Raw genomic sequence first — 14,600 nt, forward strand, 5'->3', positions numbered from 1 at the left:
CGCAAAGATAGAACCTGAAATACTGGTTTAGCCCAAATGATGTATTACTATGGCCCCACATTTGTTGACTCAGGGATGATCAAAGCATGGTGAAGCAAAATTTCCGTTATTCCGCCAGTATTTTAAAAACCGGCCAGCTACTGGGCGCACTCATTGCGCTATTCGCCTTCATGCTGGGAAGCCTCCTCCTGCTGGAACTGCCAAACCTCAGTGAAATGGACTTCGCCGAGATATTCAGAGACGACTATGGAAACATCCACTTCGAGTTACAGATTCTGGTTATCGTTTCGCTGATCGGCGCGTTGGTTGCAGCAGCCAACCGAAAAGTGAAAGTGACCCTGGACAGTGAAACCGTCAGCATCAAAATTCCCAAACTGACCGGGCTCGGGTTGATGGGATTGACCACTGGCGAGCATCGGATCCCGCTGCACACCATTCGGAAGATCGAGCTGACCCCGGTCACGGGGTTCCGGAATATGGCCCAGGCTATTCAGCAATCGCGGCTCCGCCTGATCACCGACAGTAAAACCTACCTGCTCCAACCCTACAACTTTTTGCAGGTTGGCGCGCCGGATCACCGACTGGGGCTTACGGGAGCCTTCGGGAAACCCAAGGCACGAGTGGAAGCCATAATCAACGAAGCGCCTCTCGTGAGGGCCCTGTCTGAAGCAGCCGGTGAAGCAAGTGTTGCCTCGAAACCTGTTGACCGTTCCGGACCCCTGGCCAAACAGTTCAACCTCCTCAGGCACCGGGGCATGGTGATCGAACTTGTACTGCTGACCGGCCTGGGCGCCTACGCGCTGATCGATTACCTATTGCTCACCAACTATCTGATTCTTGGAGACCTCCCCCTGTGGCCATTTGTCTCTGCAGGCCTACTCGCGGGCGCACTGGGAATACGGCTCGGCAGAGGTGCCCCTGGTGCTGAGCGGGTGGGAGTTGCAGCTATGCTCTGTATGGTGGCGATCGCTGCAACTTATCCCGGAATACAGCGTTACACCCTGATCGCTTCGCCTGAGCCAATGTCCGTTGCCTATGAAATGACCGGGGCGGCCCACTTTGAGCATTCAGACTATCCTGCGATTGACCAACGGAGCAGTAATATTACCGAATACTGGGAAAGCCTCGAGACAGGAACGAACGTCGATTTCCTGATTCATAAACCGGTGCTGGGCTTTAGTCTGGTTGATATGTCCCCTGTTTACGAAAAGAGCCGGGCTTTTTACCGGGCCAGGGAGTAACTGGATTCCCACAGGCACTGCGGCGATACTCACGGGGAAAGAGCAGGTTCGGCCTCTCTTTCCTTCGCCCGCCTTGCCAGGTGGAGCATCAACACCCCCAACGCCATCACCACCAGCGTCAGCCACAGACCGTTGGTGTAGTTGCCCTCCACATCGGCGAGATAGCCAACCACTGCAGGCGCTACCATCTGTGCGATGCCATAGCTGAACGTGAGCCGGCTCATGGGGCGTGATGGATTTTCCGGGAACACCCGCCCCACCATTGCCAGCATCATGCTGACAATACCGATAAAGCTCGCGCCGTAAATAACCGAACTGAGCATCACACTGGCCAGACTGGTGTTCACGATCAGCATCAGGATGCTGACGGAGTTCAGGGTGTAAGCCAGATACAAGGCCAGCCACTGCCCCCAGCGGCGGGAGAACACATCCCACAACCAGCAGGCCGGCGTTGCCGCAAGGCCTGCAATCAGCCAGACCAGCCAGCCCTGCCCCTGGAGCTCGGGCATGGATTCTGCAATTGCTACCAGGAAGGTGGCCGTGACCACATAGCCCACGCCGGCGCAGAAATACGCCAACTGGAGGATCCGTATGAACCGGCTGCGTTCATCACCTGTTTTGGCCGCACCTGTTTTCGGCAAGGCACAGGCCCTGTAGTCCGGCATCCAGCGCCAGGCAGGCACCAGAAGCGCAAGGGCCACGAGGCCGTAGATTACCCATTGCTGATCCCAGGTAAACGGATCCTTGATCAGCTCCGCGGTAACGGCGGTCAGGACAATCCCGAGGCCGATACCGGAAAAGAACACCCCAAGCTCGGACTTCTGGTTGTGCTTGATCAGCCAGCTCATCAACAGCCCGGCGCCCAACAGCATCCCCGCTGAGGTGCTCAGACCGGAAATGAAGCGCAGCAGGTACCAGAGCCACACATTGGTGGTGTAGCCCATCAGCACAGTGGAGACCACGGCAACCACCAGGCCAAGCTGGTAAAGCCTGACCTTGAGATCAAGATCGCTGATCCGGGTAATGAGCACTGCCCCGGTCAGGTAGCCCGCGTAATTCACAGTAGCCAGCAGGCCCACCACGGACTTGCTCAGCCCGAGCGCAGCCACCATTTCCGGGATCATCGGCGTGTAGGAGAATCGGGCAATACCGACCATCACTACCACCGAAATCACGCTGGCGACCAGCACCTTGATTGTTTCTATCGGCTTCACGGAGATTCCTTACTGCGAAACGTCTTCAGATCAGGCGCGGCCCAGGAACTTGCGCTCCTCCACGTTAATGCGAATGCGATCTCCTGTGGAAATGTGCTCGGGAACCTGAACAACCAGGCCCGTGGCAAAGCGGGCGGGCTTGGTTCTTGCTGTCGCCGAGCCGCCTTTGACAGACGGATCTGTTTCGTCAATCACCAGCTCCACCGTCGGCGGCAGTGCCAGTGCAACCGGAGCATCCTTCAACAGGATGACCATCACGCCCTGAGTGTCCTCTGAGATGAACAACAACTCGTCGGCGATGGCTTCACGATTCAGGCTGTACTGGGTGAAGTCTTCGGTATCCATGAACACATACTCATCGCCATCCGCGTAGGAGAAGGTGACCTCCCGACGAGTGAGATCGGCCAGGTTGAGCATGTCGGAATCCTTGAACGTCTCGTCCAGCTTCTGGCCGGTGACCACGTCATACATGCGCATGCGGTAGAGACTGCCGCCGGCACGACCCTGAGGCACTGAACGCTCAATATCCTTCACAAAATACACCCGACCATCGTATTCAACGGCGGAATTCTTTTTGATTTCACTGGCTCTGGGCATGTCTTATGGTTCCGTAAAATTTGGGGTTTTGGGGCTGCTGATATACCACGACTTCGCCCCGGAATCGATAGCTCTTAGCTCACGAAGGCTCGTACATCCGACAGGAAACGGTCGACCTGTTCAGTGCTCGTAGCCCAGGAACACATCAGGCGGGCACTGCCACCGATAAAGTTGTAAAAGCGCCACCCCCTGGCCCGCAGAGCTGCCTGCACAGAGTCCGGCATTTCCACAAAAACACCGTTCACCTGCCTCGGATAGCGTAACCGAATACCGGGAAGCCCTTCCAAGCCTTCGGCAAGACGCTGTGCACAGGCATTGGCATGGCGCGCATTCTCCAACCACACATCCCCTTCGAGAAGCCCGCACCAGGGTGCCGAAATGTAGCGCATCTTCGAGGCCAGCTGGCCGGCCTGCTTGCAGCGCCATTCGAAATCCTCCGCCAGAGAACGGTTGAAAAACACCACTGCCTCGCCAAGCGCCAGACCATTCTTGGTGCCCGAAAAACAAAGAACGTCGACACCGGCCTTCCAGGTAATCTCGGACGGATGTACATCCAGCGCTGCCACCGCATTCGCGAAGCGGGCACCGTCCATATGGATATTAAGCCTGTGGCGATCAGCAACCTCTCGAATAACCCTGAGTTCCTCGGGCGTATACACCGTGCCCACTTCCGTGGCTTGAGTGAGACTGAGCGCCTTGGGCTTGGGGTAGTGAATGTCGGTCCGTTTGGTGACCAGGTGTTCGATACTCTCCGGCGTAAGCTTGCCGTTTTCCCCCTGCCCCAGAAGAAGTTTGGCGCCGTTGGAGGCATACTCCGGGCCGCCGCATTCGTCGGTCTCGATGTGCGCAAGCTCATGACAGATCACGCTGTGGAATGACTGGCCAATCGACGCCAGGGCCAGAGAGTTGGCGGCGGTGCCGTTGAACACAAAGTAAACGTCACAGTCGGTATCGAACAGCTTTCTCAGACCATCCGCCGCTTTTTGCGTCCAGCTGTCCTCCCCGTAGGCGGGTTCATCCATGCGGTTGGCCGCTTCCATGGCCTTCCAGGCCTGTGGGCAAACACCGCTGTAGTTGTCGCTGGCAAACTGCTCGGACTGGGACACAACCGCTCCTGAAATCTGAAAGGAAAGCCTTTTACGTTATAGCAACCGCCAGCAGTTGCCAACTTGCCGATACCCCGTTGCCACTGGATTGGCAGTATGACGAAGCCGGATACTTTATACTCTTGCCCCTTAAAGCCAGTAGCACAGGGGCACTCCCGCCATGAGGCGCTTCAACATCGCCAGCATTCCCGGCCGGATCATTACCGCCATTCTCGCAATCGGCTGCCTGGCCGGCAGCTACTACGCCATGACCACCGGTCTGAGCCAGCTCACCGAGGCGCGGCAGCTGGAACGACTTCCCGAGACCCCCGTTGGAGCATTGACCACGGGCCCTTATGTCATCGCCGGCGAAGTCACCGATCAGTTGGGAACCCTGGAAACGCCCTACTCCAAGACCGGAGCGGTCTACTATCGCTACAAGCTTGAGGAGGAGTATCGCGACTCCGACGGTGATCTGCGCATCCGCACCCTGGATTCCGGCTCCCGCGGCCGGGATTTCCTGCTGCGCGACCAGACCGGCTCCGTCACCGTGGCCGCAGGCGGCAACCTCCAAAGTGCCGAGTGGGCCCTGGACCGAACCTATCGCCAACAATCGGGCCGACGAATCTATTCGGAGTGGGCCCTCGTTCCGGGCCACACAGCGAGAGTAATAGGCCAGTACGATAGCAATACTTCGTCCATCAGCTTTGCAGGCCTGGATGATTTCAGTCTGCCCGCTATGGTCTCCAGGAATACCCTGGCCGCAGACAGTGGCGACAGGTTCTTCGAAGCTGCCATCCGCATTTCCATCGCAACCGGCCTGCTGGCGCTGGGCGTTGCGCTACTGCTGCCCCTCGTAAAGATTCACCGATTCTGGGTCTACGTCCTGGTGATGACGTTTGCGGTGTCAGGAACTCTATCAGTGCTTGGCATCAACAAGCTCCGGCAGGAATGGTCGGCCATCGCCGATTTGTATGAAACCCGCTATCAACAGCTGGATGCAGCCAGCTCCGAGCCACTGGTGCTTGCCGACGTGGCCGCACTGCAGCAACTGATCCGCCAGAGCACCAGTGGCTGGCTGGACCGATGGATGTTCCGGAGCGTGGTCCAGAATCGCCTGCCCGTTCCCGAGCTGGATGAAAGGACAGCCAGCATGGCCCAATCCATCGTGGCCAGCCAGCCCGAAGGCCGATATCAGCACGCCTGGACCAGCAGGGGGCTGGCAGCAGCCAGCATTATTGCTGCCCTGTTGCTCCTGTGGTTGTCGATCCGGACCGTCAAATTCAAGCGCCTGATTGAGGCGGTTCCCACCAGCAGCACCCGCGGGCTCAGTTTTGGTCTCTCTGAACTCAAGGCCATGGTGGATGTTGATGATGACCACCCGCCTCTTCGTGACCCACTGAAAAACGAAAAATGCGTGGCCTTCGATTACAAGGTGGAAGAGAAGCGTGGCTCCGGAAAAAACGAAAAATGGCGTGTGATAGAGCATCGCCAGGAAAGCGTACCTTTCTGGCTTGAGGACAACGAGGGGAAGGTTCTCGTACAGCCAGACGGTGCGAAGATCGAATACCCGCAATACCATTCAGAGCGCGAAGGTGAGAGGCGTTACACTGTGCGCTTCCTCGACACCTTCGTGAACGTCTACTGCCTGGGCTTTGCCGGCCTGGACCGTGACAGGCCGGACCGACTCACAATCCAGAAGGACGAAGCTTCACCCTTCCTGATCAGTGGCAACGAAGAAGAGGACATAGTGCTGGACCGCGGAGCACGGGGTTTTGCGGGCATTGCCCTGACCCTCGGCCTGTTCCTGTTTGCAACCACCGCCCTGTTTGCGGCAGACGGCGGTTTCAGCCCGGACAACCTGATTCTGTCGGCACTGACGGTACCGTTTGTACTGCTCATTTACACCGGCATCCTGCACTACAACGACATTGTTTTTCTGAAAAACCGCGTTGATCGGTCAGCCGCCAATATCGATACCATTCTCCAGCAACGCCATGACCTGTGGCCCAACCTGGAGAACGTCGTCAAGGCGTCTCTGGCCCATGAAAAACAGCTGCTGAAAGCCATTGCCCAGCTGCGCAACGCTGACCCTGCCGAGATGAATTCGAGCGGGCAGGCAGACAAGCTGATGCAGTTCGAAAAGAAGGTAACCAACGCACTTCAGGCCCGGATCGAAGGCTATCCGGACCTGAAGAACAATGAGGTGATTCAGACATTCATGTCGATCATGGCAGAGACGGAAAACTATCTTTCGCTACTGCGAAACAGCTACACCGAGAGCGCCATGATCTACAACACGCGGATTCAGTCGTTCCCCGACGTAATCCTCGCCAAACTGTTCCGTTTTCGCGAAGCAGCCCAGTTTGGTTCCGAAGCCTGAACTAGCCGTTCAGGCCGAGGTGCTCGGCGTCCTGCTCGATGCAACGATCCAGCAGCGCCAGATAGTCCGCCTTGGCCTTTACCTTGGTTTCACGATGAGCGCGCATGTTCAGGGTCTTGAAGTGGAGCGCCAGCTCGGTGGCCCGCTCAACCAGCTTGTCCTGGGCGACCACCTCATCCAGGAAGCCCGCCTCTACAGCTCCTTGGGGGTTGTAGATCTCCGCGTTCACGACCGAGCGATAGAAGTGCGCAGGCGCCAGTCGATGGCGGGCAATTTCGATTCCGGCATGATGCATGGTCATGCCGATTGCAACCTCGTTCAGGCCGAGTTTGAAAGGCCCCTCAATACCAATGCGGTGATCCACTGACAGCAGAATGAAGGCACCCTTGGCAATGGCATGGCCGCTACAGGCACCAATAATGGGCAAGGGGAACGCCGCCAGACGACGGGTAAAGGTGGAGCCAGTCTTGACCAGCGTGGCGGCCTCTTTGGGGCCTTTCTGCATTTCTTTCAGATCATAGCCGGCAGAGAAAACGCCAGGCTGGCCAGTCAGGATCACAACGGCCTTGTCCTGCTCTGCCCGATCCAGCGCGGCATTGAGCCCCTCGAACACCTCATGGCTCAGGGCGTTGGCCTTGCCATTGCTGATGGCAATCGTAGCGACACCGTCTTTCAAGTCATAACTTACCAGCTCAGTCACCTGTACTACCTCTCTACCGGAATTAAAGTGAGTGTTTGTTTACTTCACTGAACTTGATTGTGTGACACGCGAGCCCAAGATTCAACATCAATTAGTCTTCTTAGTTGCAACTGTCAGATCTATTCTCAGGGTTCAATGATAGGAGGCAAAGTAGGTAAGCAGCGGGCCGATCCAAATCGCGAAAGATACGCAGAGTCCGAATTTACCGGGTTTCAACAGCGTGCTTTTCTTGGGATTGTTCGGGTTATAGAAAATCTTAACCAAGTCCCCCTGCCGATCCACGCTTTTGAACTGATGCTCGAGAATACCCCTGGCGTTTCGATTGGTGACGAAGATCCAAGGTGAAACACGCTTGCCCTGATACCTTTTGCCGTGGACCTCATATTCATAGAGGGCGCTGACAACATAACGCGTATCAGCATCATATCGATCACTTCCACCAAAGGTGCGGGTGCCTCCGTCCAGTAATTTGCCTGTGACTGAAGGCCACTGCCTCATACGCAACTGGCCGAAGAGCGAAATGCTCATGATCAAAAAGCAGTAGAGCGCAATGAAAAACATGACACCTTGCTTTTCACCGGCTCTAGCCAGCTCCCACATCGTAATCAGGTATTCCACGCGGTTTGCTCTTTTGGTTGAGGATGGCCTGCCTATTCTCTTTATCTTTTTGAGGGGGAAGAATAGATTTTTTGATGCTGAGCGTGATTATTTCGCCATGACTAAACTCACGCAACGGTCGCAAAGCGAACATTCAGATTTGGGAATAACGCCCGGCTCACACGCCGGTTTGGAGCCGCGAAGCGGCGGAAAATCGGTCGCCGTGCAGCCGATTGTTAAGGCTTTGGCGATTCGCTGAGCCATCCTAAGATATCTGGCAGCCCTATACTGGACAGTAAGGCAAAACCCAGCAAAGCGAATGCGAAAATTAAGAACTGCCATGGCCTGGCCCGCATGAATGAAAGCCATACCTTTATCCTTTTTACCGACTCAGGAGTACTCGGCAGGCTATGCAAAGAGACTTCAGCGGTAAGTACACGACGGGCTTTCCGTAGTGAGTTCTTGACCCCCACTCGATAAGCACTCTCATGTAAATCAAACCGATACACACTTGGATCGAACTGAATTCCGTAGGACGCAGCCTTTCTACCGATGCCCTCCGAAAAACCGCTGAGCCGATCAAGATATCTCGAATCATCAAAGAGCTCTGAGATCAGACCATTAAGCTCAGCTATTTCCTTGGAACTAATTTCAGAATTCTGGTGGCTCAGAACCTTCGCAAGCTCATCCTTTGACAATTTTTCCTTATCCGCGATCAGCTTTAACCAAACAGCGCTGACCTTTTGAAATGAAGGAACAACAAACCGATTTCCATCATATTTAGCAGACTGATAATAAGCATCTATCTCCGTGCGGGCCGTAGACTCAGACTCGCTATCAATCGCTTGTAATTTTGTCTTCAGAATTTCAAGCACAATCGATCAGTTCCATGACTCGCCTTAACGCTTTTGTTTAGCGGCGCCCCGACAGGGGCGTCCGGTGGAGGCCACGGGCCGGAACAAACTACAACAACTTGTTAGAAGTTCTAGTTTGCGAAGAACGCCTTTACCGATTTGGCCACCCTTTCCGTTTGGCTTGCTTCCAGCACAAGACTGACGCTTGAACTCCATAACTCAGGACCATCAAACTCACTTACTTTTATGTTGAGCATTACGTGGCCAAGCTTATCGGAGGTTGCGGTTAACTCCAGCTCGCCCTCGATGGAAGTCCACACTTGGGGGCCTTGCCAACCTTTCCATTCTTTTGCGATGAACTCGAAAAAATTGACCAACAAATCACAGTCGGTATAACCCCAAACTCTTTTCTCCAGCTTTACGGCAGGACTGTCGTAGCGCACAGAAAAGTAATCAGCATCTCTTTCGCAGAAAGTAAGCGAGGCTGATGTGCTCCCTGATTTTATGACTGCTGCATCCATCCTTCCTACTTCTAACGCCTGGGCTCAGCGGCCGATTTGGAGGCGCCCCGCGCCGGAAAAGCGGTCCGCTGCAGCCCTTGGTTAGCACTGCCCGAGGCGAAAATCATACTCCGGCCCAACTCTTAGTTTGATTGATCAGCTCATACATAGTGGTATGACTGCGTTTTGCAAAACCTGCCCAGTAAGTTACTCCTGAAGTAATTTTTCTGGTGAGATGGACAGTGTTCCGTTTATCGCGCATTCCATTGAGGCTTCGAGTCAGTTGAGAATCAATAATTCCAGATTCCTCTGCAACTTTGATTCTCCATTCAAAGGTAGTGTTGTTGATGGAATTTAGAGGCCTTCTTCGATTCCAACGCATAGCGTTATTTTGGCGTATATCAAAATACTGATACTGGGTGCCTTGCAGCGAATTAGCTTGGTAGGCTTGGCAGATCACATCCGCAAGAAGCGCTTCGCAGATAGATGCGTAATCAATAATTTGAGCTCTCACATGGGCATACTGTTCTTCGTCGGTTGCGAGCAGAGCCAGCCCAAGCTTATACAGCCATCTTGCGCCATAAAGCGTTTCTGCTAGAGCTGTGCGTATATTTTGATCTTGGACATGCGTGAATTCATCATTCTCTAGCTCTGATGTAGTTTTGATGTCCTTTTTCGCAAACTCGGCCATCGCGTCGATAAAAACCTGGCCAAACTGCTCCTGGATTTTCTTCTCTGCCACAGATGCCTCCTTTCCCTATTGGTGCTAACGCTGAGCACAGCGGCGCCACGACAGTGGCGTCCGGCGGCCATCGGCCGCGTACTGATGCGGATTGTTATGCATTTTGCAGTTTTTCGATGACTTGCGAGGGGGTTAGCTCTTTCCCCTCCCATACATCTACTTTGTGGGCGCCAGCCCCAAGGGCTAGCTCACGCAATATCTTGACTTCCACTTGGCAAAGTCCGTTTTCAGTCATTTCCAAAGGGTGAATCAAAACCGCGGGGCTTCGTTTGATTAGAGTCTTGGGTAGCACCTTTTGAATGCCCTTCCTCAGCTCGTGCTCGGCTCGCGAAAACTCTCCAACTAGCAGACGAGAGGTACTGAAAGGCTCCGGGGATGAAACAATTTCGACCGACGGATCACCTGTCACTCTCGCTATTTCGAATCGATTCCGTGAAACCTTAACGTAGAGCTTTTCCTCAAACAGCTTTCTCAAAACTATGTCTTCCTTGCATAACAGCTTATTAGTCTGAATTCTTATTAAACCGCAATGCCACCACCCCGTCCAAAACTGAGTCACGCCCCGGATAATCTTGACTTTTCAGACCCTTACCCTCCGGCTCTCAGGAGCTTTTACTCTCCTGACTCTGTGGAAAGTTTGCACGCGAGTTATTGTTGCACGTTTCTGCAAGTTAAATCCAAAAGGCCAAAAATTTTCGAATCTAAATCAATGAGCTACTAGAGTGCTCTGTGAAAAATGTGCAGCCTCATGCAAATTAAACCGCAGAATTTTGGCATTTTCGGGGCTTTTTCATTATGACTGTATAAATATACAGCTCTAAGCCACGGAGGGGCGACTGTGTCAAAATCACCGTTTCTGCAATCGGTTCGCACAGAAATCAGGACGAAGCAGTACAGTTATCGAACCGAGAAAACCTATCTCTACTGGGTCCGTCAGTTCATTCTGTTCAATGACAAGAAGCACCCCGAAGTGATGGGCAATCACGAAATTGAGCGTTTCCTGAATCATCTCGCCGTAAATCGAGGGGTCAGCCCCGCCACCCAAAACCAAGCACTCTGCGCCATAATCTTCCTCTACAAAAATGTGCTGAAAAGGGAGATCGAAAACCTGCAATACAAAATGTCGAAAACGCCCCGGCGCATGCCCACGGTTCTCAACGCAGAGGAAGTCGCTTCTATTCTGGGGAATATGGAAGCGGAGTATTGGCTAATCACTGCGCTTCTTTACGGCTGTGGCCTGAGGATCAGCGAAGCTCTCTCGCTTCGTATAAAAGACATAGACCTGAAAAGCCGGAACTTGCTGGTGTTCAACGGAAAGGGCCGAAAAGATCGATATACCCTTCTTCCCGGCAATTTGAGAGAGAACATAGAGCGGCAGATTGCCCATTCGCGTGCGATCCATGAGTCCGATCTGGCCGAGGGATTCGGGCTCACGTCGGTCCCGGCTTCTTTGCATAAGAAGTACGGACCAGTCATGAAAGACTTTGGTTGGCAGTATCTATTCCCATCTTCAACACGATGCGTTCACCCCATTGCAGGCTATGTTTGCCGACATCACCTTCATCATTCGACATACGCGCGGCAATTAAGGCAGGCCGTACAAGCGAGCGGAATTACCAAACGGGTGACGGCGCATACTTTTCGCCACGCTTTTGCCACTGAGCTACTGAGATCGGGAAGTGATATCCGAACAGTCCAGGAAATCCTCGGCCACAGCGATATTCGGACGACTGAAATCTACACCCATATTATTGGTGATCGAAGAGCAGGAACTGTGAGTCCATTTGATCGTTTGCCGGGTTCTTGAGAAATGACCAAGCGCCCAACCAGGGCAGAAAGAGCCGAAGATCTGAGGCACTGTGAATGTTCGCTTTTGTTTAGAAGCTGAGGCTCTCGACCGGTCACAGAATGACCGTTCATTGTTGGAATAATGCTATGCGGCTGATTTGTGCCATATGGGGGAGGGACTCATTAGAGCCAGTCTGAGTATGAAAGATAAAAACACCACTCTCTTCACCTCTGTGCTGGACCCACAGCGGCCAGATCTTGCACCATTAAAGGCTTGGCCGTTGCAGTCCGGGTAGCATGGCCTCCACATCAATCTTGTAGGTGGTAAAGAAAGCTTCCGCCGCTTCAATCAGTGCCGTCTCGGTTTTGAGTATCCCGAGATAGACCGGCCATTCGGCGTCTATCAGTTCGGTTCTGTAACGGTCCGGGTCGATGGACCCCAGCTGCGCCAAGAACCGGAACTCCATTTCGTTCATGACGATGTAATCGCAGCGGTTGCGCAGAAACATTTGCAGCATTTGCTGGGTGTTGTATGCGTCATGGCGCACCAGCTGGCTCCCGATCCGCTCCTCGAGTCGATCACTGTAGACAAACCATCTGCGAAGGCAGATGCCTCCCTCAAGGTCATCGAAGGAGTCCGTTTTAAGGCTTGGTTGCGCGAACACACGATCGCGCCAGGTCAACAGCGGCCCAACGACGTGCATTCTGTCCGGCAGAGGCATCCATAGCGGGTTGGCAAAAACCGCGTTGGCCAGTCCTCTTTCCAACGCCCAGGCCTGGCGTTTACGAGCCATCGGGAGGAAATCGGCCGAGATACCAGTCTCCATCGTGAAGTCATTGATCACCTCGACCAGAATGCCCTCTTTGAGTTCGCTGCCGTAATAAAACGGCATAAAGCCCTCATCCGATCCCATAATCTGAAGCGTTTGGGAAGAAACTGGATGGAGCCAGACTGCCATTACAAAAAACAGAACTACTCTCATTCGGTCCCCATTGAAGTGATCAATCGGGTAAGGCCGTCGTTTGCCCAACGCTGCCTTACTGGTTAAAGACAGTTTGGCTCGAATTCCGGCCAGATGCCATGACAAAGTCGATATCGCTGCGAAGTCAGCTTTACCCACAAAAACTGTGGATAACTTTGTGGGAAGCGTTCGGATAGGTGCCTTCAGACCTGCAATGGCAGGGCCTCAGCAATTGTTGCGTTTTAATGACCGGCCAAAGAACAAACAGTCTCGCCAGGGCTATCGAATACCCTTGGACTGCAGCCACTGACTGATTTGCGCCTGATTCATAGCGCCACTCTGGCGGGCCACTTCCCTGCCATTCTGGAACAGGATCATGGTGGGGATGCTACGAATGCCAAACTGGCTGGCGGGGCCCTGGGCCTGTTCGGTATTGAGCTTGGCAAACCGTACCTTGCCCCGCCAGTCCTTCGCGGCCTGTTCAAACTGCGGTGCCATCATTTTGCAGGGGCCACACCAGCTCGCCCAGAAGTCCACCAGCACCGGCAAATCACTGCGCCCGGTATGGGCTGCGAAGCTCTGGTCTGTGAGTTCCAGAACCTGATCCGGCCACAACGGCTGTTTGCAGGCGCCACAATTTCCGCCGGCTGACAATTTCTCCTCCGGTACTCGATTGACCTTATGGCAGTGGGGACAAACCAGGTGTCGGATGTCAGTCATGATTCATTACCCTCAGAGTGTTTACTGGTAAAGATGATCAGGGCAGACGGCAGGAAATCAAGCTGCAGCGCTCACGCTCGCATCGCCAGACCGGCCGTTTGCGACCATAATGATCAGCAAGAGTGGGAAAGCATAAGGCATACAGGGGTTCAGCATGAGAAGACTCGATGGCAAAACGGCTCTGGTTACCGGAGCGGCCAGAGGCATTGGTGAGGCGATCGCCGTTCAGTTCGCCAAGCATGGAGCGAAGGTCATCGTGTCAGATATTGACGATCAGCAGGGTCAGGCACTCGTTGGTAGCTCAGAATTCGACATGCACTATCTCCATCTGGACGTGAGCGATGAAACCCAGTGGATCGATTGCGCCAGCTTTATCGAAGAGCAGTTCGGGGGCCTGGACATCCTGGTGAATAACGCCGGCATTACCGGATTTCTGGAGAGTAGCGGGCCTCACGATCCGGAAAACCTCGATCTTGATTCCTGGCAGACCGTTCATGCAACGAACCTTAACGGTGTTGCACTGGGCTGCAAGTATGGGATCAAGCTGATGAAGACTTCCCGGGCCGCCAGCATCGTCAACATTTCCTCAAGATCGGGGATTGTTGGTATTCCCGGGGCGGCTGCTTACGCGTCCAGTAAGGCCGGCGTTCCGATTGGCAGAATGGGAAGGCCCGAGGATGTCGCCTATGCGGCTCTTTATCTTGCCTCAGACGAATCAAACTATGTGACAGGCATCGAGCTGAACATCGACGGCGGCATACTGGCCGGAAGCGCCTCAGCTCCGGCCAGACGTTAAGGCCCGAATTCAGAATTCGGACATCACATCCTGCAGATCCTGCTTGAGCTCTGCAGGTTCGGTGATCCACACCGTTTTATCGAGGCCGGGAAACACGCCCACATCAAGGCCATCCTTTGTTAAGCCGGGAACCCACTTCCGGAAGAAATCGGGCAATGAAATGCTTCGAGGCGTCAGCTCTTCGCCGCCGCTGGCATACTCGGAGGCAAAGGCCGCAGTGGGCCAAACCGGCAGGTATTCCACATCGCCGTCGTCCGAGGCAATCTTCAGGAAGCGGCTGTCGTTGTTGACCAGAATCCAGATTTCCCGGTCCTCGGCCACCTGGCTCAGGAAGTAGTCGTACCGCTCTTCACCATCCATTTCCATTACCTGATTCTGTTCGTTACTGCTCATGTCGGGTACGCCACTCCTATTAAATATT

At 54.1% G+C, this 14,600-nt stretch carries 16 protein-coding genes; 4 read left to right on the plus strand and 12 right to left on the minus strand.

Going from position 1 to position 14,600, the window contains the following annotated elements; genetic code table 11:
• Positions 1–86 precede the first annotated feature (86 nt).
• Positions 87–1,241 carry a hypothetical protein gene (locus GJU83_RS04520; RefSeq protein ID WP_069182861.1) on the plus strand — a complete coding sequence of 385 codons (1,155 nt, stop codon included), beginning with the start codon at positions 87–89 and terminating at the stop codon, positions 1,239–1,241.
• Between the two features lie 29 nt (positions 1,242–1,270).
• Here the strand turns inward: GJU83_RS04520 and GJU83_RS04525 are convergent, their stop codons facing one another.
• The 3 genes from GJU83_RS04525 to GJU83_RS04535 all read right to left on the minus strand — a co-directional run bounded on the left by GJU83_RS04525 (position 1,271) and on the right by GJU83_RS04535 (position 4,158).
• Complete coding sequence (locus tag GJU83_RS04525; RefSeq protein WP_083231761.1) at positions 1,271–2,455, minus strand: YbfB/YjiJ family MFS transporter; 1,185 nt, start codon at positions 2,453–2,455, stop codon at positions 1,271–1,273.
• Between the two features lie 30 nt (positions 2,456–2,485).
• A complete protein-coding gene (gene efpL, locus GJU83_RS04530; RefSeq protein WP_069182860.1) occupies positions 2,486–3,052 on the minus strand; it encodes an elongation factor P-like protein EfpL in 567 nt (188 codons plus the stop codon).
• Positions 3,053–3,126: 74 nt separating this feature from the next.
• Positions 3,127–4,158 (minus strand): threonine aldolase family protein, encoded by a 1,032-nt coding sequence (locus tag GJU83_RS04535; protein ID WP_069182859.1) that lies wholly within the window; start codon positions 4,156–4,158, stop codon positions 3,127–3,129.
• A 160-nt stretch (positions 4,159–4,318) separates the two neighbouring features.
• On the opposite strand from GJU83_RS04535, the gene GJU83_RS04540 reads away from it, so the two are divergent.
• Positions 4,319–6,520 (plus strand): LemA family protein, encoded by a 2,202-nt coding sequence (locus tag GJU83_RS04540; protein WP_153633833.1) that lies wholly within the window; start codon positions 4,319–4,321, stop codon positions 6,518–6,520.
• 1 nt (position 6,521) lies between these two features.
• Here GJU83_RS04540 and GJU83_RS04545 read toward each other — a convergent pair whose 3' ends face one another.
• From GJU83_RS04545 to GJU83_RS04570, 6 genes are all read right to left on the minus strand, one after another.
• Complete coding sequence (locus GJU83_RS04545; protein ID WP_069184284.1) at positions 6,522–7,220, minus strand: crotonase/enoyl-CoA hydratase family protein; 699 nt, start codon at positions 7,218–7,220, stop codon at positions 6,522–6,524.
• 132 nt (positions 7,221–7,352) lie between these two features.
• The gene (locus GJU83_RS04550; protein WP_069184285.1) at positions 7,353–7,838 is read right to left on the minus strand and encodes a DUF3592 domain-containing protein; all 486 of its coding nucleotides are present in this window, start codon (positions 7,836–7,838) and stop codon (positions 7,353–7,355) included.
• 215 nt (positions 7,839–8,053) lie between these two features.
• The gene (locus GJU83_RS04555; protein WP_044630829.1) at positions 8,054–8,692 is read right to left on the minus strand and encodes a hypothetical protein; all 639 of its coding nucleotides are present in this window, start codon (positions 8,690–8,692) and stop codon (positions 8,054–8,056) included.
• A 110-nt stretch (positions 8,693–8,802) separates the two neighbouring features.
• Complete coding sequence (locus tag GJU83_RS04560) at positions 8,803–9,192, minus strand: DUF6228 family protein (protein ID WP_069184286.1); 390 nt, start codon at positions 9,190–9,192, stop codon at positions 8,803–8,805.
• 103 nt (positions 9,193–9,295) lie between these two features.
• The gene (locus tag GJU83_RS04565) at positions 9,296–9,913 is read right to left on the minus strand and encodes a hypothetical protein (RefSeq protein ID WP_069184287.1); all 618 of its coding nucleotides are present in this window, start codon (positions 9,911–9,913) and stop codon (positions 9,296–9,298) included.
• Between the two features lie 94 nt (positions 9,914–10,007).
• Positions 10,008–10,388: a hypothetical protein gene (locus tag GJU83_RS04570; protein ID WP_083231843.1), complete on the minus strand. Its 381-nt coding sequence runs from the start codon at positions 10,386–10,388 to the stop codon at positions 10,008–10,010.
• A 363-nt stretch (positions 10,389–10,751) separates the two neighbouring features.
• On the opposite strand from GJU83_RS04570, the gene GJU83_RS04575 reads away from it, so the two are divergent.
• A complete protein-coding gene (locus GJU83_RS04575) occupies positions 10,752–11,720 on the plus strand; it encodes an integron integrase (protein WP_069184288.1) in 969 nt (322 codons plus the stop codon).
• Between the two features lie 247 nt (positions 11,721–11,967).
• Here the strand turns inward: GJU83_RS04575 and GJU83_RS04580 are convergent, their stop codons facing one another.
• Both GJU83_RS04580 and trxC read right to left on the minus strand, forming a co-directional pair.
• Positions 11,968–12,594 carry a transporter substrate-binding domain-containing protein gene (locus GJU83_RS04580; RefSeq protein ID WP_227514570.1) on the minus strand — a complete coding sequence of 209 codons (627 nt, stop codon included), beginning with the start codon at positions 12,592–12,594 and terminating at the stop codon, positions 11,968–11,970.
• 348 nt (positions 12,595–12,942) lie between these two features.
• Complete coding sequence (gene trxC, locus GJU83_RS04585; RefSeq protein WP_069184290.1) at positions 12,943–13,383, minus strand: thioredoxin TrxC; 441 nt, start codon at positions 13,381–13,383, stop codon at positions 12,943–12,945.
• Between the two features lie 154 nt (positions 13,384–13,537).
• Here trxC and GJU83_RS04590 point away from each other — a divergent pair, with 154 nt between their 5' ends.
• On the plus strand, positions 13,538–14,179 hold the full coding sequence (locus tag GJU83_RS04590) for an SDR family NAD(P)-dependent oxidoreductase (RefSeq protein ID WP_069184291.1): 642 nt from the start codon (positions 13,538–13,540) through the stop codon (positions 14,177–14,179).
• Positions 14,180–14,188: 9 nt separating this feature from the next.
• On the opposite strand, the gene GJU83_RS04595 is transcribed toward GJU83_RS04590, so the two are convergent.
• Complete coding sequence (locus GJU83_RS04595; protein ID WP_069184292.1) at positions 14,189–14,572, minus strand: DUF2750 domain-containing protein; 384 nt, start codon at positions 14,570–14,572, stop codon at positions 14,189–14,191.
• Positions 14,573–14,600 lie beyond the last annotated feature (28 nt).

Origin of the sequence: Marinobacter salsuginis, assembly GCF_009617755.1 — a bacterium.
In the GTDB taxonomy this organism is placed as follows: Bacteria; Pseudomonadota; Gammaproteobacteria; order Pseudomonadales; family Oleiphilaceae; genus Marinobacter; species Marinobacter salsuginis.